Annotated in this window: 17 protein-coding genes; 15 read left to right on the forward strand and 2 right to left on the reverse strand. The window is 67.0% G+C overall.

The annotated features are described in order from the left end of the window. Positions 1 to 19: 19 nt before the first annotated feature. From mpl to AC56LU_RS05545, 10 genes are all read left to right on the forward strand, one after another. Complete coding sequence (gene mpl, locus AC56LU_RS05500) at positions 20 to 1,399, forward strand: UDP-N-acetylmuramate:L-alanyl-gamma-D-glutamyl-meso-diaminopimelate ligase (protein ID WP_497174601.1); 1,380 nt, start codon at positions 20 to 22, stop codon at positions 1,397 to 1,399. Then, entirely contained in the window at positions 1,396 to 1,977 is a 582-nt protein-coding gene (locus AC56LU_RS05505) for a YqiA/YcfP family alpha/beta fold hydrolase (RefSeq protein ID WP_497174602.1), read from the forward strand. Before mpl ends, AC56LU_RS05505 begins: the two co-directional genes overlap by 4 nt. Continuing rightward, positions 1,974 to 2,567 (forward strand): chorismate--pyruvate lyase family protein, encoded by a 594-nt coding sequence (locus tag AC56LU_RS05510; RefSeq protein ID WP_497174603.1) that lies wholly within the window; start codon positions 1,974 to 1,976, stop codon positions 2,565 to 2,567. Before AC56LU_RS05505 ends, AC56LU_RS05510 begins: the two co-directional genes overlap by 4 nt. Position 2,568: 1 nt before the next feature. Then, complete coding sequence (locus AC56LU_RS05515; RefSeq protein ID WP_497174604.1) at positions 2,569 to 4,620, forward strand: ribonuclease catalytic domain-containing protein; 2,052 nt, start codon at positions 2,569 to 2,571, stop codon at positions 4,618 to 4,620. A gap of 235 nt (positions 4,621 to 4,855) precedes the next feature. Next, positions 4,856 to 5,710 (forward strand): TonB C-terminal domain-containing protein, encoded by an 855-nt coding sequence (locus AC56LU_RS05520; RefSeq protein WP_497174716.1) that lies wholly within the window; start codon positions 4,856 to 4,858, stop codon positions 5,708 to 5,710. Continuing rightward, positions 5,707 to 6,525 (forward strand): shikimate dehydrogenase, encoded by an 819-nt coding sequence (aroE, locus tag AC56LU_RS05525; RefSeq protein WP_497174605.1) that lies wholly within the window; start codon positions 5,707 to 5,709, stop codon positions 6,523 to 6,525. The genes AC56LU_RS05520 and aroE overlap by 4 nt, the downstream gene beginning before the upstream one ends. Before the next feature lie 17 nt (positions 6,526 to 6,542). Next, positions 6,543 to 7,262: a monofunctional biosynthetic peptidoglycan transglycosylase gene (gene mtgA, locus AC56LU_RS05530; protein WP_497174717.1), complete on the forward strand. Its 720-nt coding sequence runs from the start codon at positions 6,543 to 6,545 to the stop codon at positions 7,260 to 7,262. 96 nt (positions 7,263 to 7,358) lie between these two features. Beyond that, positions 7,359 to 9,071, forward strand: coding sequence for a DUF4214 domain-containing protein (locus AC56LU_RS05535; protein ID WP_497174606.1), 1,713 nt, complete (start codon positions 7,359 to 7,361; stop codon positions 9,069 to 9,071). A gap of 116 nt (positions 9,072 to 9,187) precedes the next feature. Next, entirely contained in the window at positions 9,188 to 10,153 is a 966-nt protein-coding gene (corA, locus tag AC56LU_RS05540; protein WP_497174607.1) for a magnesium/cobalt transporter CorA, read from the forward strand. A 20-nt stretch (positions 10,154 to 10,173) separates the two neighbouring features. After that, a complete protein-coding gene (locus AC56LU_RS05545; RefSeq protein ID WP_497174608.1) occupies positions 10,174 to 12,531 on the forward strand; it encodes a DUF4214 domain-containing protein in 2,358 nt (785 codons plus the stop codon). 27 nt (positions 12,532 to 12,558) lie between these two features. Here the strand turns inward: AC56LU_RS05545 and hemL are convergent, their stop codons facing one another. Together hemL and thiD are read right to left on the reverse strand one after the other, a co-directional pair. Next, positions 12,559 to 13,851, reverse strand: coding sequence for a glutamate-1-semialdehyde 2,1-aminomutase (hemL, locus tag AC56LU_RS05550; RefSeq protein ID WP_497174609.1), 1,293 nt, complete (start codon positions 13,849 to 13,851; stop codon positions 12,559 to 12,561). A 19-nt stretch (positions 13,852 to 13,870) separates the two neighbouring features. After that, a complete protein-coding gene (gene thiD, locus AC56LU_RS05555; protein WP_497174610.1) occupies positions 13,871 to 14,692 on the reverse strand; it encodes a bifunctional hydroxymethylpyrimidine kinase/phosphomethylpyrimidine kinase in 822 nt (273 codons plus the stop codon). A gap of 91 nt (positions 14,693 to 14,783) precedes the next feature. Between thiD and AC56LU_RS05560 the strand changes: the two genes are divergently transcribed. The 5 genes from AC56LU_RS05560 to AC56LU_RS05580 all read left to right on the forward strand — a co-directional run bounded on the left by AC56LU_RS05560 (position 14,784) and on the right by AC56LU_RS05580 (position 18,792). Further along, positions 14,784 to 14,936 (forward strand): rubredoxin, encoded by a 153-nt coding sequence (locus tag AC56LU_RS05560; RefSeq protein ID WP_497174718.1) that lies wholly within the window; start codon positions 14,784 to 14,786, stop codon positions 14,934 to 14,936. A 145-nt stretch (positions 14,937 to 15,081) separates the two neighbouring features. Beyond that, positions 15,082 to 15,477, forward strand: a complete 396-nt coding sequence (locus AC56LU_RS05565) for a response regulator (RefSeq protein WP_497174611.1) — start codon at positions 15,082 to 15,084, stop codon at positions 15,475 to 15,477. Positions 15,478 to 15,522: 45 nt separating this feature from the next. Then, complete coding sequence (locus AC56LU_RS05570) at positions 15,523 to 15,927, forward strand: response regulator (RefSeq protein ID WP_497174612.1); 405 nt, start codon at positions 15,523 to 15,525, stop codon at positions 15,925 to 15,927. Continuing rightward, the gene (locus AC56LU_RS05575) at positions 15,924 to 16,493 is read left to right on the forward strand and encodes a chemotaxis protein CheW (protein ID WP_497174613.1); all 570 of its coding nucleotides are present in this window, start codon (positions 15,924 to 15,926) and stop codon (positions 16,491 to 16,493) included. The genes AC56LU_RS05570 and AC56LU_RS05575 overlap by 4 nt, the downstream gene beginning before the upstream one ends. Before the next feature lie 25 nt (positions 16,494 to 16,518). Then, positions 16,519 to 18,792 (forward strand): methyl-accepting chemotaxis protein, encoded by a 2,274-nt coding sequence (locus AC56LU_RS05580; protein WP_497174614.1) that lies wholly within the window; start codon positions 16,519 to 16,521, stop codon positions 18,790 to 18,792. Positions 18,793 to 18,804: the final 12 nt, after the last annotated feature.

Genomic DNA, 18,804 nt, shown 5'->3' on the forward strand with positions numbered 1-18,804 from the left:
AGCGATTTTTCATACGACCATGCACATTCATATTCTCGGTATTTGCGGCACCTTCATGGGTGGCCTGGCGGTCCTGGCCAAGGAAGCCGGCCATCGCGTCACCGGCTGCGACGCCAACGTCTACCCCCCGATGAGCACGCAGCTGGAAGCCCAGGGCATCGAGCTGATCCAGGGCTATGGTCCGGAACAGGTGTCGCTCAACCCCGACCTGTATGTGATCGGTAACGTCATGACGCGCGGGAATCCGCTGATCGAAGAGATCCTGAACCGCGGCCTGCCGTATGTCTCCGGCCCGCAGTGGATCGGCGAGCACATCCTGCGCGAAAAATGGGTGCTGGCGGTGGCCGGCACGCACGGCAAGACCACCACCACCTCGATGCTGGCCTGGATCCTGGAAGACGCGGGCTATGCACCGGGCTTCCTGATTGGCGGCGTGCCGATGAACTTCGGCATCTCGGCGCGCCTGCACGGCGACAAGCCGAGCGATTTCTTCGTGATCGAGGCGGACGAATACGACACCGCTTTTTTTGATAAGCGCAGCAAGTTCGTGCACTACCACGCCAAGACCGCGGTGCTGAACAACCTGGAATACGACCACGCCGACATCTTCCCCGACATCGGCGCCATCGAGACCCAGTTCCACCACCTGGTGCGCACCGTGCCGGGCGTCGGACGCCTGGTCGTGAACGGCGACGAAGCCTCGCTCGCTCGCGTCGTCAAGCGCGGCTGCTGGAGCGAGAAGGAAACCTTCGGCATTTCCGAAGGCGTCACCTGGAGCCTGGTCGAACACCAGGGCGGCAGCTTCGACGTCCTCTTCAATGGCGACGTGCAGGGCACCGTGCACTGGGACCTGTCCGGCCACCACAACCGTTCGAACGCGATGGCCGCGATTGCCGCCGCGCGCCACGTCGGCGTGCCGACCTCGCAGGCGATCGCTTCGCTGGCGCGCTTCCAGAGCGTGAAGCGCCGCATGGAAGTGCGCGGCACCGTGAACGGCATCACCGTCTACGACGACTTCGCCCACCACCCGACCGCGATCGCCACCACCGTGGCCGGCCTGCGCCAGAAGATCGGCGCGGCTGGCGCAAAAGCTGGCCGCATCCTGGCCGTGCTCGAGCCGCGCTCGAACACCATGAAGCTGGGCGCCATGAAGGATGCGCTGCCGGGCAGCCTGAAGGATGCCGACCTGGTGTTCGGCTTCGGCAGCCAGCAGGCGCTGGGCTGGTCGCTGGCCGACGCCCTCAAGCCGCTGGGCGCCATCGCCCACAGCTTCGACCAGCTCGACTACATGGTGCAGGCGATCGTGCAGGCGGCCCAGCCGGGCGACCACATCCTCGTGATGAGCAACGGCGGCTTCGGCGGGGTGCACCAGAAACTGCTGGACGCGCTGGCTCCATGATTCTGTATCTCCACGGATTCCGCTCCTCGCCCAAGTCGTTCAAGGCGCGGGTGGTGCAGAAGGCCCTCGACGATGCCGGGCGCGCGCATGAGCTGATCTGCCCGCAGCTGCCGGCCTCGCCGAAAGAAGCGATGGCCTTGGCCCTGCTGCTGGCCGAGCGCCACGCGCCCGACAAGCTGGCCATCGTCGGTTCCTCGCTGGGCGGCTTCTACGCCACCTGGCTGGCCGAGCGCCTGGGTGTGCCGGCGGTGCTGCTCAACCCGTCGGTGAATCCCCTGAAGAACCTGGAACACCACGTCGGCGTCACCACGGCCTGGCACTCCAGCGAACCGTTCGAGTTCCGTCCCGAGTACATCGGCGAGCTGGCCGCGCTGAAGGTCGAAAAAATCACCCGGCCGGAACGCTACTTCCTGATGGCCGCGACCGGCGACGAGGTGCTGGACTACCGCGACATGGTGGCGCACTATCCGGGGGCGAAGCAGCACGTGATTCCCGGCAGCGACCATGCGATCTCGGAATTCCCGCAGTACGTGGATGAGGTGCTGGCTTTCTGCGCCGACGCGAGCATGGCGCAGTGAGGGCCGGCCCGAGAAGCGCTTCGCTGCGGCAGGCGGCCTGGCAGCCGCACGCCGGCGCCGTGCGCGCACCGGAACGGATGCGCGACTGGCTGACCACCGAAGGTTCGCTGACGGCGCGCCTGATGGCGCACAGCAGCGCGTTCCGCGTGCGCCGGCTGCACCAGAACGCCACGACCTGCCTGGCGGACGAGGCACGGGCGATCGGCCTGCCGCGTCCGGGACGCGTGTGGGAGCGCGAAGTGCTGCTGGAGTGCGACGGCATACCGCGGGTGTTCGGCCACACGGTGGTGCCGGCCAGCTGCACGGCCAGCGACTGGCCGCTGTTTTCGGCGCTGGGCGAGCGTTCGCTCGGCACCACGCTGTTCTACGACCCGCTGGTGCGCCGTGGCCAGCTGGAATACGCGCGCATCCGCGCGGGCCATCCGCTGATGGAGCGTGTACATGCCGCTCTCGGTGGACGCGATGATGCACTTTATTATGCGCGGCGTTGCGTCTACCGCCGCCGTCAAGGCCTGCTGCTGGTCACCGAGGTATTCTTGCCCGAGGTGCTGAACCTGAAGCCGGCCAAACCACAACAGAACACGAAATAACATGAACGTATTTTTTGAAGAGTCGGGCGACTTCAAGGTCGGCACCGTGCTGTCGCAGGCGGGCGAGGCCTACCAGGTGGAGCTGGCCAGCGGCAAGCGCAGCAAGGTCAAGGCCAAGGACGTGCTGATCCAGTTCGAGAAGCCGGATCCGGAAACGCTGCTGGCCGCCGCCAAGGGCATCGCCGGCGAAGTGGACCTGGACTTCCTGTGGGAAGTCGCGGGCCAGGAAGAATTCGGCTTCGCCGAACTCGGCCTCGAATACTTCGGCCATGCGCCGCTGCCGCCGGAAGCGGCCGGGCTGGTGCTGGCGCTGCATGCCGCGCCGATCTACTTCCACAAGAAGGGCCGCGGGCGCTACAAGGCGGCCCCGGAACAAACCCTGAAAGCCGCGCTGGCCGGCATCGAAAAGAAGAAGCAGCAGGCCATCATCCAGGCCGGCTACGTCGATGAACTCAAGGCCGGCAAGCTCCCGGGCTCGATGCAGGCCATCGTGCAGCAGCTGCTGTTCAAGCCGGACAAGAACACCATCGAATACAAGGCCCTCGAGGCGGCCGCCAGCGAACTGCAGACCACGGCGCCGCGCCTGATGCTGAGCACGGGCGGGCTGGCGTCGCCGAAAGCGCTGCACATGGCGCGCTTCCTGTTCGAGCACTTCCCGCGCGGCGCCGGTTTTGCGCCGGTCGATGTACCGCAGGCGCCGGTCGAGCTGCCGCTGGCCGAGGTCGCCGCCTTCTCGATCGACGACGTCACCACGACCGAGATCGACGACGCCTTCTCGGTGGTGAAACTCGACGACGGCCTGGTCCGCGTGGGCATCCACATCGCGGCGCCCGGGCTGGCCATCCGTCCGGACGATGCGATCGACAAGATCGCCCGTGCGCGCATGTCCACTGTATATATGCCGGGCGATAAAATCACCATGCTGCCGGACGAAGTGGTGGACGCCTTCACCCTCGCCGAAGGCAAGGATTGCCCGGCGCTGTCGCTGTACGCGGTGCTGAATCCGGCCGACTGGAGCGTGGTCTCGACGCTCACCCGCGCCGAGCGCGTGCCGATCAAGAGCAACCTGCGCCACAACGACCTGGATGCACTGGTCAACGAAGAAACGCTGGCCAGCGGCGAGGGCGAGTATCCTCACAAGGAAGAGCTGGGGCTGCTGTGGCAGTGGGCGCTGCAGCTGGAAGCCGGCCGCATGAAGAAACGCGAAGCCTTCGGCCTCAAGCCGGAACAGGCCAACCGCGTGGACTTCAACTTCTACGTCGAAGACGACGTGGTGAGCATCGTGCGCCGCAAGCGCGGCGCACCGCTCGACAAGATCGTGGCCGAGCTGATGATCTTCGCGAACAGCACCTGGGGCAAACTGCTGCACGACTCGGGCGTGCCTGGCATCTACCGCTCGCAAGGGCCCGGCGCGGGCGGCTGGAACGCCAAGATCCAGGTGCGCATGGTGACGCACGCGGCCCCGCACCAGGGCCTGGGCGTGGACCAGTACGCGTGGAGCACCTCGCCGCTGCGCCGCTACACCGACCTGGTGAACCAGTGGCAGATCCTGGCCTGCGCCTCGCACGGCGTGACCGCGCCGCTGGTCGCGCCGTTCAAGCACCGCGACGCCACCCTGTTCGCGATCGTCTCGAGCTTTGATGCGGCCTACGCGGCCTACAACGACTTCCAGCAGAACATGGAGCGCTACTGGTGCCTGCGCTGGCTGGGGCAGGAAAACGCCAAGCATGTCGATGCCGTGGTGCTGAAAGATGAAGTGGTGCGCCTGGTCGAGATCCCGCTGGTGGCGCGCCTGGCCGGCATGCCGCAGCTGGCGCGCGGCGCGCAGGTCAAGCTCGATATCGTGCGCTGGGACGAAGTCGACCTGTCGCTCGAAGCCCGCCTGCTCGAGGTGGCGGCGGTGGCGCCGGATGCGTCGCTGGAGCTGGAAGAGGAAGAAGAGGGCGATACCGGAGAGGCGGCGCTGGCTGAAGTGGTCGAGGCGGAAGGCGTGGTTGCGGCGGTTACGACGGAAGAAGGCGTCGAGGTTCCCGCCAACGCCGGGTCAGCCTGATACCGTAGGGTGGGCAGGTTTCCTGCCCACGCGGTGACAGTTGGCGGATGAATATCGTTCGCGATGATCTGGCTGCTGGTTGGACGCGTGGGCGGCACAGCCGCCCACCCTACGTGTCGCGACCACGCCCCACAATCTCCCCACGCCCGCAGTTGCAGGTTAGAATGCCCCATCCCTGATCCAACAGCCCTCCCGGGCACGCGCAGTGAAGTATTTGCAAGATAACCGTCCCCTGATGATCGCCCTCGGCGTCTCCGTGCTCGCGCATGCGGGGCTGCTGGCGGTGCGTTTCGCCGCGCCGGATGCGTTTCGGCAGCAGCCGGCCGATCCCGGGCTCGAAGTCATCCTGGTCAACGCCAAGCACGCCAAGGCCCCGGCCAAGGCCGATGCGCTGGCCCAGGCCAACCTGGAAGGCGGCGGCACCGCAGACGCCGGCCGGGTCCGTTCGCCGCTGCCCGACCTGCGCAAGACCGAGGACGGCGAAAGCATCAAGGCCCTGCAGCGCCGCATCGCCGACCTGGAACAGCAACAGCAGAACGTCCTGACCCGCGTGCGCTCGTCGAACTTCGCGGCGCCGCCCAGGACCGAACAGGACAAGCCCGACCCCACCCGCACGGGCGCCGACGTACTCGATACCAGCCGCGCCATCTCGCGCGCCGCGGCCGAAGTCATCGAGCGCATCGAAGACCAGAACAAGCGCCCCAAGCGCACCCAGATCACGCCCAGCACGCGCCAGGTCGGTTATGCGCTCTACTATAAAGAGATGCAGAAGCGGGTCGAGGAAGTCGGCACCCTCAACTTCCCGCAGCAGAACGGCAAGAAGCTGTACGGCGAGCTGGTGGTCTACATCCCGGTGTTCCAGGACGGGACCATCTATATGCGCGACGGCGGCCCGCGCGTCGAGCAGGGCTCGGGCAATCCGGCCCTGGATGCGGCGGCCCTGCGCATCGTGCGCCAGGCCGCGCCCTTCGGGAACTTCCCGTCGAATATGCGCACGCGGGGCAAGGACGACCTGTGGGAAGTGATCACGCGCTTCCGCTTCACGCGCGAAGAAAAAATGCAGACCGAACTGCGAGGCAGCGAAGGATGAGCAGCGCCACCGACAAATACTGCGTGATCGGCAACCCGATCGCCCACAGCAAATCGCCCGAGATCCACCCGGTGTATGCGCGCCAGACCGGCCAGGACCTGGTGTACGAACGCTGCCTCGCACCGCTCGACGGGCTCAAAGCCACCGTGCAGCGCCTGGTCGCGGAGGGCTACCGCGGCGCCAACGTCACCCTGCCGTTCAAGATCGAGGCGGTACAGGTTTGCACCCGGCTGGAAGAGCGCGCACGGGCTGCCGGCGCCGTCAACACCCTGGTGTTCGCGGACGGCGAGATCATCGGCGACAACACCGACGGCCCCGGCCTGGTGGCCGACATCACCCGCAACGCCGGCGTGGCGATGCGCGGCAAGCGGGTGCTGCTGCTGGGCGCCGGCGGCGCCGCGCGCGGCGCGCTGCTGCCCATTATCCAGCAGGGCCCGCGCGAGATCGTCATCGCCAACCGCACCGTGGCCACCGCCGAAGCGCTGGCCCGCGATTTTCACCAGCACGGCGTGCCGATCGGCGCCACCGGCTTTGCCGACATCGCAGGCAGCTTCGACATCGTCATCAACGCGACCTCGAGCAGCCTGGCGGGCGAGCTCCCGCCGCTGCCGGCCGGCGTCTTCGGCCCGGACAGCCTGGCGCTGGACATGATGTACGGCAGCCAGCCGACCGTGTTCATGGATTTCGCTTCCCAAGCCGGCGCCGCCACCCGCGACGGCCTCGGTATGCTGATCGAGCAGGCGGCCGAAGCCTTTGCCATCTGGCGCGGCGTGCGGCCCGATACCGCCGAGGTTTTCAGGAAGATGCGTCCATGAGCACAGCCACGATGGCGATGGGGAAGGCAAAAAAGACTGGCAGGAAGAGCGCGCGCCGCTGGCTCAAGTGGCTGATCCTGGGCCCGGTCCTGCTGGTGCTGCTGGTCCAGCTCTACTTCTTCGTCATGGTCTGCTGGTATTCCGTGTTCAATCCCGGCTCGACCAGCTTCATGCGCCAGCAGCTGTCGGTACTGCGCGAGAAGAACCCGGATGCGAAGCTCAAGCACGAGTGGGTGCCCTACGAGCGCATCTCGCTCAACCTGAAACGGGCGGTGGTGGCCTCCGAGGATGCGCGCTTCGCCGAGCACGGCGGCGTCGACTGGGAAGCGCTGGAAGCCGCGTTTGAAAAGAACAACCGCCGCAGCAAGGTGGTCGGCGGCGGCTCGACCATCACCCAGCAGCTGGCCAAGAACCTGTTCCTGTCCGGCTCGCGCAGCTACCTGCGCAAGGGCCAGGAGATGATCATCGCCTACATGCTCGAGACGGTGATGAGCAAGCGCCGCATCCTCGAGGTCTACCTCAACGTGGTCGAGTATGGCCGCGGCGTGTTCGGCGCCGAAGCGGCGGCGAAGCATTACTTCCGCATCTCGGCCGCCAGGCTGAATGCGCAGCAGGCCGCGCGCCTGGCGGTGATGCTGCCGAACCCGCGCTACTACGACAAGCACCGCACGACCAATTACCTGATGCGCCGCACCGCCCTGATCCAGCGGCGGATGCGTTTTTCCGACCCGCCCTGATTCACGCCGGCGTCAAGCCGGTGTGGAATTTCGTGAAATTTCAGTGCGGTCGAGTGTGTAACAATCAGGCTTTCTCGATCATTGGACGGATAAGCCATGAATGACTCGGCCGCGCCGGTACTGCTGGGATTGACCCTGCCCTCCATCTTCAAGGTCGGCCCCGACTCGACGATCGAAGTCGGCGCGAGCGCCCGCGATCCCGACGGGCAAGCGGTATCGCTGGTCCAGGTCTACCTCGACCGCGAATTCGCCAACCTGACATTCCAGAAGCCGTATTACACCAGGGGGCATACGGACACGTTTTCCGTGCATTTCGCGCCCTGGAGCGTGGGCGATACCGGCCCCGTGAGCGCTAGTTCCCTCGTGTCGATGCTCGACGCCACCGCCCCCGGCACCTACCGCGTGCTGAAAGTGGCGGTGACCGACCTCGCCGGCAACCGGGCCGTGTACGCGGCGTCCGAGCTGCAGGCGATGGGCATCAATACCATGTTCGAAGTCAAGGGCAGCCTCGCCGACACGGCGGCGCCGGTCCTGCTCGGCCTGGACATGCCGGCCAGCGTCGACCTGCGGGCCGGCCGCAGCACGCTCGACCTGCGGCTGCGGGTGCAGGACAATGCCCAGGGCGCGGGCGTGGACCAGGTCATCGTGCGCTTCGACCGCGAGCTCGGCCACGGTTACGGCAAGACGGTGGTGCTGCAGCCCGCGAACCTCACGCGCGACGGCCAGTCCATCGAGCTCGCCAACCTGGGATACCAGCTGGGGCCGCAGACGATGCCGGGCAGCTACCGCATCGACGACGTGACCGTCGTCGACTTCGCCGGCAACCGGAACAGCTACACCGGGGCGCAGCTGGCCGCGCTCGGCATGGACACCGTGCTGGAGGTGAAAAACAGCGCCGCGCAGGCCGCCTTGACCCAGTCGCTTGGCGACGGGGTGCTGCAGCTGGACCTGGCATCGACGGCATGGAAGGCTGCGGAGCCGAACAGTTTCAGGCTGGTCCTGGGATACAGCGCCGACGCGCTGCACTTCGACAGCGCCGCGCTGGCCGCCCGGCCAGGCGGGGTGAGCGCTGCCACAACCTCCACGGACGGCTGGGTACAGCTGGTCGTCACCGGCGCCGGGCTCACCGCGGCCGAGGCCATGGCGGGCATCCGGATCGCGCTGCGTCCGGTCGAAGGCGTACATTCGGCTTGGCAGCTGACCGAATTGTCCGTCAACGGCCAGGACCAGGTTCCCGTCGTGGAGGCGCCGACCGGAGACTTCCTGCAGGGCGGCGACGGCAGCGACCGGGCCGACTTCCGGTTTGCGCGCGAGGACGCCAGCGTCACCCGGACCGCGGCGGGCTTCGAAGTGCGCTCCGCATTCGGGCAGACGACCGTCGTGGCCGACGTCGAGCGCCTGCGATTCGGCGAAGACTACGTGGACCTAGACGAGGATGGCGTCGCCGTCCAGGCCTACCGCCTCTACCAGGCCGCGGTCGACCGCAAGCCCGATGCGGCCGGCCTGGGCTACTGGATTTACCAGATGGAAGCCGGCGCCTCGCTGCAGCAGGTGGCACAAGCCTTCATGGCCGGCAGCGAATTCCGCACGCTCTACGGCAGCACGCTGTCCGACGCCGGCTTCATCACCGCCCTGTACGACAACGTGCTGCACCGTGCGCCCGACGAGGCCGGACTGGCCTGGTGGCGCGCCGCGTTCGCGGACGGGCTCACGCGGGAGGAGGCGCTGGTGTATTTCAGCGAAAGCGCGGAGAACGTGGCGCAAGTGGCCCCGCTCATCGCCAACGGGATCGACTACACGCTTTGGTGACTGCCGGGCCGTGCGCCGGGGCCTGCCGCTGAGGAAATTGTCGTGACAGGGTGGCCGCGTTCGGCGCCTCTCGGTTACACTTGCGGGAAATTTCGAATCCCGGCCGAGAAACGCGCATGATCAACGTATTTGTCCTACAAAATGGCCGCCTGAACCAGGTCAGCGTCGACTCGCGCGAGGACCTGGAAAACGTGACGCCGGTCTGGGTCGACCTGAACGAGCCCACCGACGAGGAACGCATCCTGGTCAAGACGACCTATGGCGTCACCCTGCCGGGCGAAGACGAGGTGTCGGACATCGAGGCCTCGGCGCGCTACTACGAAGCCGAGAACGGCGACCTGCACCTGCGCACCGACTTCCTGCTCGAAGAAGAAGACGGGCCGTCGCGCGTGATCACCGTCGCCTTCATCCTGTCCGGGAAAATCCTGTTCTCGGTGCACAACGACGACCTGCCGGTGTTCCGCCTGGTGCGCCTGCGCGCGCGCTCGCGTCCGGGCTCGATCGAAGACTACATGGACGTGCTGCTCGACCTGTATGCGACCGACGCCGAGTATTCGGCCGATGCGCTCGAGGGGATCTACGAAGCGCTCGAGGAAGTCTCGACCCGCGTGCTGCAGAAGGAATTCACCGACCAGGACGCGGCCGCCGCGCTGAACGCGATCGCGCATGAAGAAGACTTGAACGGCCGGATCCGCCGCAACATGATGGACACGCGGCGCGCGGTCAGCTTCCTGATGCGCGGCCGGCTGCTCAATTCGGACCAGTTCGAGGAAGCGCGCCAGATCCTGCGCGACATCGAATCGCTGGACGGCCACACCTCTTTCCTGTTCGACAAGGTGAACTTCCTGATGGACGCCACCGTCGGTTTCATCAACATTAACCAGAACAAGATCATCAAGATCTTCTCGGTGGCCTCGGTGGCCTTCCTGCCGCCGACCCTGATCGCCAGTATCTACGGCATGAACTTCAAGGTCTTCCCGGAGTTGAACTGGAACTTCGGCTATCCGCTCGCGATCGGGCTGATGGTGGCGGCCATGGCGGCGCCGCTGCTGTACTTCCACCGCCGCGGCTGGCTGCGCTAGGCGTGTGACCTTGGTTCGCCATGGCCGACCTGACCGACGACTTTCCCCAGAATCCCGACACGCCCGGCCGCCTCGACCTGTTCGCGCCGCAGCGTGGGCGATTCGAACGCGGCTATGATGGCGACTGGTTCGCCATCACTCTCGATGCCGGCCAGCGCTACCTGTTTTCGCTGGAATCGACCACCGGCATCAGCCTTCCCGAGATCGGCAGCGCCGTGTATGCGCTGGCAGTGTATGACGCGGCAGGCAACCGGCTGACCAGGATCCTGAACGGCGACTACCTGCACGGCCCGACGATCGAATTCGTACCGCAAGCGGCAGGAACCTATTACGTCGAAGCGATCTCGTTGTACAAATGGTACGGACTGGAAGGCTACGAACTCAAGGCCTCGCTGCGCACCGGGCCCGACGACCAGCCGGCCAGTAGTGCCACCAGCGCCTTCCTGCCGCGCGACGGCTCGGTCACCGGCAGCTTCGAGGTGGCGGGTGATATCGACTGGGTCAGGTTCAGCGTGCAGCCCGGCGTGCATTACCGCTTCGAATTCGAGGGGCCGGGCATCGGCACCGGTTCGCCCTACGTCTTCCCGACCGAGATCCGGATCCTCGATGCCGCCGGCAGGTTCGTACAATACCTGGACTGGGGATTCTCGCCCGCGCAGGCCGGCGACTACTTCCTCGAGTTGCGAGGCCTGCAGGCCGGCACCTTCAAGGGAATCTCGCAGACCTGGCAGGACGACTATTTGCCAAGCAATGCCACGCTGGGCTTTATCGCGCCGGGAGCGCTTGCCACGGGGACCATCGAATTCGAGCACGACGTGGACCGGTTCCGGCTCGAAGTCGAAGAAGGAGTGTTCTATACCCTTACCTTCAATGCCGAACCGGATGCCTATATGCTGTTCCTGCGCGACGCAGCGGGCACGATACGCGAATCCGCCTCGGGCAACATCGACGGCAGGACGATGTCGTTCGATTTCCGCGCGGGCGCAGGGGGCAGCCACTTCCTGGATGTGGAGCAGGGCCCGACGGCCCGCGGCCTGCTCGAACCGCGCTCCTATACGGCCAGCCTGAGTCCCGGGAGGCCCGACCTGGTCGGCGACACCTTCGCGACCGCGCAGCCGGTCCAGATCGGCGTGTCAACCCCGGGCGTGCTGGAGGCTGCCAGCGATGTCGACATGTACCGGGTCTCGCTGGTGGCGGGAGAGCATTATGCGATGACCGTGGGCGCGCACACCGGACGCGCCGAGGGTTTCGTGCTGCGCTTACTCGGCGCGGACGGCGCGACGGTGGCGGTCGACGACGGCTGGGACGACCGCAATTACTCGCTGGCGCTCGACTTCACGCCGACGCTGAGCGGAGATTATTACCTGCAGTTGAAGTCGGCGATGGGCGGGGTGCACCCGTACGCGCTTGCGGTCTTGCCGCTGCGCGGCGACACGGCTGGTCCCGCGCTGCTCGGCAGCACCCATCCCGCCGGCGCCGATGGCGTCGCGCTGACCGACACGACCATCGTGCTGCGCTTCAGCGAGCCGGTCGCGATCGACAAGTCGAAGATCACGATCACCGGCCCGGGCGGCGCCGTGGTCTACCAGGCAAGCGACAACGACTACCTCAGCATGGAGTTTCCTCTGGTCCAGGGAAGCGAGGTGCTGCTCAGGACACGCGCCCATTTCACGCCAGGCAGCTACACGATCCACCTGCCGCAGGGGGCGGTGTCCGACCTGGCGGGGAACCCCTACGCCGGCCCGGACAGCATGCGCTTCACCACCGTCGCGCCGGTCGGGGCCGCGACGTCCGGGAACGACCTGCTGGCGGGGCTGCCGGGACAGCGCATCGACGGCGGCGCCGGCATCGATACGCTGCTGCTGCCGGGCGCGGCCGGTAACTACCTCATTCAGCTTAACGGGCAGGAAGCTACTACGCAGCACGACCTGTGGGGCACGCGCTACGATGTCGTGAATGTCGAACGGCTGCTGTTCGAATACCGGGCGATCGCGCTCGACGTCGACGGCAACGGCGGCCAGGCCTACCGCCTGTATCGCGCCGCCTTCGATCGCGCGCCCGACCTGGAAGGACTGGGTTTCTGGATTGCCCAACTCGACAGGGGCAGCAGCCTGCTCGACGCTGCGCGCGGTTTCATCGGCAGCGCCGAATTCGCGGGACTGTACGGCACCGCGCCGGACGACCAGCTGTTCGTGCGCCTGCTCTACCAGAACGTGCTGCAGCGGGAGCCGGATGCGGCTGGCGCCGCGTTCTGGCTGGCGCGCCTGCATGACGGACAGGGGCGCGAGCAGGTGCTGGCGTCCTTCAGCGAGTCGGCCGAAAACGTCGCGGCGACCCTGGATCTCATCGGGAACGGGTTCCAGTACACGCCCTATTGAGCGCCGCAGGGCCGTTCCCGGCGCGCGTCAGCCGATGCGCTTGAACACCCGGCGCGCTGCTTCCACCGTCTCGTCGATCACCGCATCCGTGTGCTGGGCCGAGACGAAGCCGGCTTCGAACATGGCCGGCGCGAAGTACACGCCCTCGTCCAGCATGCCGTGGAAGAAGCGGTTGAAGCGCTCCTTGTCGCCCGCCATCATCTGGGCGTAGGTCGACGGCACATCCTCCGAGAAGTAGAAGCCGAACATGCCGCCCACCGCGTCGCCGCAGAAGGGGATGTCGTGTTCCCGGGCCGCCTCGGTCAGGCCCTGCACCAGGCGGCTGGCGGCGGCGCCGAGCTTCTCGTAGAAGCCCGGCTCCTGCACCAGCTTCAGGGTGGTCATGCCGGCCGCCACCGCCACCGGATTGCCCGACAGGGTGCCGGCCTGGTACACCGGGCCGATCGGCGCCATTTTCTGCATCAGGTCCGCGCGGCCGCCGAAGGCCGCCACCGGCAGGCCGCCGCCGATCACCTTGCCCAGCGCGGTCAGGTCCGGCGTGATGCCGTACATGCCCTGGGCGCCCTGCAGGCCCACGCGGAAGCCGCACATCACTTCGTCGAAGATCAGCACCGCGCCGTGTTGGGTGCACAGCTCGCGCATGCGCTGCAGGAATTCCGGCGTGGCGCGGATCAGGTTCATGTTGCCGGCCACCGGCTCCACGATCACGCAGGCGATGCTGTCGCCCATCGAAGCAAAAGCGTCTTCCAGTTGCGGGACGTTGTTGTAGTCGAGGACCAGGGTGTGCTTGACGAAATCTTCCGGCACGCCGGCGGAGGTCGGGTTGCCGAAGGTGAGCAGGCCGCTGCCGGCCTTGACCAGCAACGAATCGGCGTGGCCGTGGTAGCAGCCTTCGAACTTGACGATCTTGTCGCGCCCGGTGGCGCCGCGCGCCAGGCGCAAGGCGCTCATGGTCGCCTCGGTGCCCGACGAGACCAGGCGCACCTGCTCGATCGAGGGCAGCAGGCGGCAGATCTCTTCGGCGATCTCGATCTCGCCCTCGGTCGGCGCGCCGAAGGACAGGCCGCGCGTGGCCGCGTCCTGCACCGCCTTGATCACCTGCGGGTGGGCGTGGCCGACGATGGCCGGGCCCCAGGAACCGATGTAGTCGATGTAGCGCTTGCCGTCCGCGTCCCAGAAGTACGGGCCTTCGGCGCGGGTGATGAAGCGCGGCGTGCCGCCCACCGAGCGGAAGGCGCGCACCGGCGAGTTCACGCCGCCCGGGGTCGTCTGCTGGGCGCGGGCGAACAGTTGATCGTTCTTCGAGGTGTTCTGGGTCATGGTAGCGAAAGGGGGCGTATCAGCCCCGGTAGAATTTGTTGGGAATGAACTTGCCCATGCCGAAGCGCTGGGCGTGTTCGAGCGCGCCGGTGGTGTATTCCTGGGCGGCGAACAGCGCCTGCGGCGCTTCCATGCCGCAGGCCATCAGGGCGGCGAAGGCGGCCGAATAGGTATTGCCGGCGCCGACGAACGGGCCCGGCAGGTGCTTCCATTCGACCTTGGCGACCATGCCGTCGGCGTCGAACAGGGTGTTCGAACAGTTGCCCCATTCGTCGCGGGTGCCGGTCACCAGCACGTACTGGCAGCCGGCATTGGTCAGTTCGGCCACATCCGTGAGCAGGGCGTCGGCGCTGTTGTCCTCGCCGTGTTCCGCCACCTCGCGCCAGGTCTCGGCCATGCGGCCCAGTTCCGACTGCGACAGCATCAGGACCGTGGTCTGCGGCGCCAGGATCGAGCGGATCGCGGACAGCATCTCTTCGTCGGCCAGGCCGGAATCGGGCAGGGCGGTCAGGAAGGGGTCGAGGATCAGGGGCGCGTCCGGGTAGTCGGACACGATCTCGGCGATCGCCGCCAGCTGCAGCACGGTGGCGACGGCGCCGACCTTGAAGGCGGCCACCGGCATGTCTTCGAGCAGTACCCGGGCCTGGTCGGCCATCCAGTCGCTGTCGACTTCATGCAGGTTTTCGACCTTGGCGCTGTCGGCCACGAGGATGCCGGCGATGACCGACAGGCCATGGCATCCGTGGGCGGCAAAGGCGGCCAGGTCGGCCTGCACGCCGAGCGCGCCGACCGGGTCGGACACGCCGAATGTCAGGATGAGGGGTAACGGTTGGTTTTGCACGACGGCTGCATTAATATACGCGACTCTCCATTTTACTTTACTGAGGAAGCATATTGTGAGTAACGATTCGACGGCCCCATTCCAGACCTGGATGTGCCTGATCTGCGGCTGGGTCTATGACGAGGCCGCCGGCGCCCCGGACGACGGCATTGCGCCGGGCACCCGCTGGGCCGATGTGCCGATGAACTGGACTTGTCCGGAATGCGGCGCCCGCAAGGACGATTTCGAGATGACCGCGTTCTGACATTCGCCTGGATGTTATCGTTGCGGCATCTGTGTTTGCAAACCGCTACCACGATATTGCTGTAACAGTTGACGTGCTGCAACACATCATGCACAAGGCGGAAACCCTGTGCTATCGTGGCACTTCATGCTGAAGTGAAACGAAAATGACGACATCGCCGCAATCGACCGGCCTGACCATCATGGTGATCGACGACAGCAGCACGATCCGCCGCTCCGCCGAAATCTTCCTGACCCAGGCCGGCTACGAGGTGGTGCTGGCCATTGATGGCTTCGACGCGCTGGCCAAGATCAACGACCACCATCCCGCGCTGGTGTTCTGCGACATCCTGATGCCACGCCTCGACGGTTACCAGACCTGCGCCCTGATCAAGAAGAGCGCGCGCTTCCACGCGACCCCGGTGCTGATGCTGTCGTCCAAGGACGGCCTGTTCGACCGCGCGCGCGGCGCGATGGTCGGCGCAAGCGCCTACCTCACCAAACCGTTTTCCAAGGACAGCCTGCTGGCGGCCGTGCGCGAGCACACCGCCGCCAGGGCCTGATCCCGACCCGAAAACCGAGAACCAAGAACCAAGCCGGAGCCCAAGGTGGCCATTCAAAACATCCTGATCGTCGACGATTCCCCGACCGAACGTTTTTATCTCACCGATATCCTGGCGCGCGCCGGCTATGCCGTGAGCACCGCCCTCAACGGCGAAGAGGCGATCGACAAGATCCGCGCCGAGCGCCCGCAACTGATCCTGATGGACGTGGTCATGCCCGGCGCGAACGGCTTCCAGGTGACGCGCTCGATCGGGCGCGATCCGGAACTGGCGGCGATCCCGGTGATCATCTGCAGCAGCAAGAACCAGGAAACCGACCGCATCTGGGGCATGCGCCAGGGCGCAAAGGATTACCTGGTCAAGCCGGTCGATCCGGCGCTGCTGCTGGCCGCCATCGCCGCGCTCGACGCCCGGCCGGCGCCGGCCGCTGCCGTAGCCGCAGCGGCATGAGCGCTGGCGCGGACGCAAGACCGGACGCAAGACCGGACCCTGCCGCGCGCCGCACCCGGCTGCGCGAATACCAGGAGCAGCTCCTCGAGCGCATGCAGGCCGCCAAGGGTGGCGGCGGCGCGCCGATCCAGCAGCTGGGCATGCAGGTGGGCGCCACCCGCTACCTGCTCGACCTGCTCGAGGCCGGCGAGATCGTCGCCCCGGTGCCGCTGGCGCGCGTGCCGCTGACCCTGCCCTGGTACCTGGGTCTGGCCAACGTGCGCGGTACCCTGGTCGGTGTGATCGACCTGGCGCGCTACCTGGGGCAGGAGAGTACGCCCACCCTCGCATCGCCAGGCGCTTCACCAGGCATGCGCCTGGTGACCTTCGCCCCATCGCTCGGCTTCAATTGCGCACTGCTGGCCGACCGCGTGTACGGCCTGCGCCAGGCGGCCGGCATGCGGCGCGAGGGCGAGCTCCTGCGCGATGCCGACGACCACCTGTGGACGCCGCTTTCGCTCGCGGCACTGGTGCGGGAAGAACGCTTCCTGCACGTTGCACAAGAAGCAGAACAACGCAGCCAATAACTAGACAGCAGCACCAGGAGCCGGTATGGGATTCGCCTCGAAACTCAGCATCAACGTATTCTCGAAAGACAGCGCGGACGACGATACCGTGCTGGCTTCGCCCGACACCCAGTTCGGCGCGGGGGTGCTGCAGCCGCAGTTGCAGCAGCCGCAGCCGTCGCACGACGGCATGCTGCACGGCTCGGCCGACGCCGCCGCGCGCCGGCTCGGCAACACGCGCCCGCGCAAGCCCCTGAACGGCGCCGGCGAGGGCGATGACCTGCGCCTGCCCCTGATCGGCCACCTGTCGCTGTCGCGCCAGCTGCGCCTGGTGATGGCCGCCTTTGTTGCCGGCATCCTGCTGACGGTGCTGTCGATGTGGCAGAACGCCGCGCGTACCGACGTGGTGTCCAGCCAGAGCCAGATCGCGTCCGACGCCCTGATGCATTCCCAGCGTGTGGCCAAGGCTGCGCCGAACGCGCTGCGCGGCGACATGGGCGCGTTCAACGAACTGGACGAAAGCCGTGCCGAAGTCGGCCGCCTGCTGCAGCTGCTGGCGCGCGGCGGGCAGGCCGACGGCAACCCCATCCCGGCAGCCTCGGGCGAGGCCATGCCGATGCTGGCCAAGGCCCGTTCGGCCTGGGTCGCATCGAACGCCGCCGCCACCACCATCGTCGGCAACAAGCGGCACCTGGTCGGCTTCGGCGCCAGCGTGGACAAGCTGGAACCGCTCGCCCTCGAGCTCCAGTCGATCGCCGCCCGGCAGTCCGGCAACCCGGTCTTTGGCCGCCTGGCGGCGCTGACCGATCGCCTGACGGTGTCGACCCATGCTTACCTCGCCTCCGGCGTGCCGCATCGCGACGCCGCCAAGGCCGTCGTGCGCGACGGCGCCGAACTGGGCGCGCTGCTGGACAGCCTGGCCGAAGGCGGCGCCGGGGTAGACGCCGACCTGCGCGAACGCCTGATCGCCGCGCGTACCGCCTACAAGGGCTGGCAGGAAGGACTGGCGCCACTGTCCACCAACCAGCACAACTTCAGCGCCGCGCACGGCGCCGAGGGCGTGATCGCGCGCGACAACGAAGGCCTGCGCTCGACGCTGGCGCGGGTGCAGCTCCAGTACCGCAGCGAACTGGATACCCGCAGCAGCTGGTTCTGGCTGCTGGTCGGCGCCTCGATCTTCACGCTGGCCATGGGCGGCAGCATCAGCCGCGTGATGCTGCTGGACTCGCGCAACCGCACCCGTGGCGCCGATGCCCGGCGCCACGAGGCCGAGGCGATGCGCCAGCTGGCCCAGGCCAAGGAAGAAGAAGCCAAGGCCACCAACGACCAGAACCAGGCGGCGATCCTGCGCCTGATGAACGAACTGCAGGAAGTCGCGGACGGCGACCTGACCGTGCACGCCACCGTGTCGGAAGACATCACCGGCGCGATCGCCGACTCGGTCAACTACACGGTCGAGGAATTGCGCGGCCTGGTGCTGCGGGTCATCAGGACCACCGAGCAGGTGACGCGCGCATCGAGCGGCGCGCAGGCGGTGTCGACCGAGCTGCTGGGCGCCGCCGACGCCCAGTCGCGCGAGATCCAGGAAGTTTCGAGCACCGTGCTGCGGATGGCGTCCCAGATCGCCGACGTGTCGCGTTCGGCGACCGAATCGGCCGACGTGGCGCGCCAGTCGGTGGCGGCGGCGGAGCAGGGCGCCCAGGCGGTGCAGAACGCGATCCTCGGCATGAACGAGATCCGCGAGCAGATCCAGGAAACCTCGAAGCGCATCAAGCGCCTGGGCGAATCCTCGCAGGAGATCGGCGAGATCACCGACCTGATCTCGGACATCACCGAGCAGACCAACGTGCTGGCGCTGAACGCCGCCATCCAGGCCGCGTCGGCGGGCGAGGCGGGACGCGGCTTTTCGGTGGTGGCGGAAGAGGTGCAGCGCCTGGCGGAGCGTTCGGCCGAAGCGGCCAAGGGCATCGGCGCGCTGGTGCGCACCATCCAGGCCGACACCCACGACGCCGTGGCGGCGATGGAAAAATCTACCCAGGGCGTGGTCGAGGGCGCACGCCTGTCCGACGCGGCCGGTGCGGCGCTGCTGGACATCTCGGGCGTGTCGAACCGCCTGGCGGAGCTGATCCAGGACATTTCCATTGCAGCTGAACAGCAGGCGACGTCCGCCAACGGTGTGGCCCATAATATGCAGCACATCCTGTCGGTGACCGAGCATACCCAGGGCGGCACGCGCCAGACCGCGCAGTCGATCCGCGAACTGGCGCTGCTGGCGCAGGAACTGAAAGATTCGGTGTCGCGCTTCCGCGTGGCTGCCTGATTCGCTTAATCG

The sequence above is a fragment of the Telluria sp. PB2R4 genome (assembly GCF_059685695.1).

What these genes read in the sequence shown, in the direction of transcription:
- mpl (WP_497174601.1), top strand. Translation starts at nt 20, where the DNA reads ATGCACATTCATATTCTCGGTATTTGCGGCACCTTCATGGGTGGCCTG.
- AC56LU_RS05505 (WP_497174602.1), top strand. Translation starts at nt 1,396, where the DNA reads ATGATTCTGTATCTCCACGGATTCCGCTCCTCGCCCAAGTCGTTCAAG.
- AC56LU_RS05515 (WP_497174604.1), top strand. Translation starts at nt 2,569, where the DNA reads ATGAACGTATTTTTTGAAGAGTCGGGCGACTTCAAGGTCGGCACCGTG.
- AC56LU_RS05520 (WP_497174716.1), top strand. Translation starts at nt 4,856, where the DNA reads ATGATCGCCCTCGGCGTCTCCGTGCTCGCGCATGCGGGGCTGCTGGCG.
- aroE (WP_497174605.1), top strand. Translation starts at nt 5,707, where the DNA reads ATGAGCAGCGCCACCGACAAATACTGCGTGATCGGCAACCCGATCGCC.
- mtgA (WP_497174717.1), top strand. Translation starts at nt 6,543, where the DNA reads ATGGGGAAGGCAAAAAAGACTGGCAGGAAGAGCGCGCGCCGCTGGCTC.
- AC56LU_RS05535 (WP_497174606.1), top strand. Translation starts at nt 7,359, where the DNA reads ATGAATGACTCGGCCGCGCCGGTACTGCTGGGATTGACCCTGCCCTCC.
- corA (WP_497174607.1), top strand. Translation starts at nt 9,188, where the DNA reads ATGATCAACGTATTTGTCCTACAAAATGGCCGCCTGAACCAGGTCAGC.
- AC56LU_RS05545 (WP_497174608.1), top strand. Translation starts at nt 10,174, where the DNA reads ATGGCCGACCTGACCGACGACTTTCCCCAGAATCCCGACACGCCCGGC.
- hemL (WP_497174609.1), bottom strand. Translation starts at nt 13,851, where the DNA reads ATGACCCAGAACACCTCGAAGAACGATCAACTGTTCGCCCGCGCCCAG.
- AC56LU_RS05560 (WP_497174718.1), top strand. Translation starts at nt 14,784, where the DNA reads ATGTGCCTGATCTGCGGCTGGGTCTATGACGAGGCCGCCGGCGCCCCG.
- AC56LU_RS05565 (WP_497174611.1), top strand. Translation starts at nt 15,082, where the DNA reads ATGACGACATCGCCGCAATCGACCGGCCTGACCATCATGGTGATCGAC.
- AC56LU_RS05575 (WP_497174613.1), top strand. Translation starts at nt 15,924, where the DNA reads ATGAGCGCTGGCGCGGACGCAAGACCGGACGCAAGACCGGACCCTGCC.
- AC56LU_RS05580 (WP_497174614.1), top strand. Translation starts at nt 16,519, where the DNA reads ATGGGATTCGCCTCGAAACTCAGCATCAACGTATTCTCGAAAGACAGC.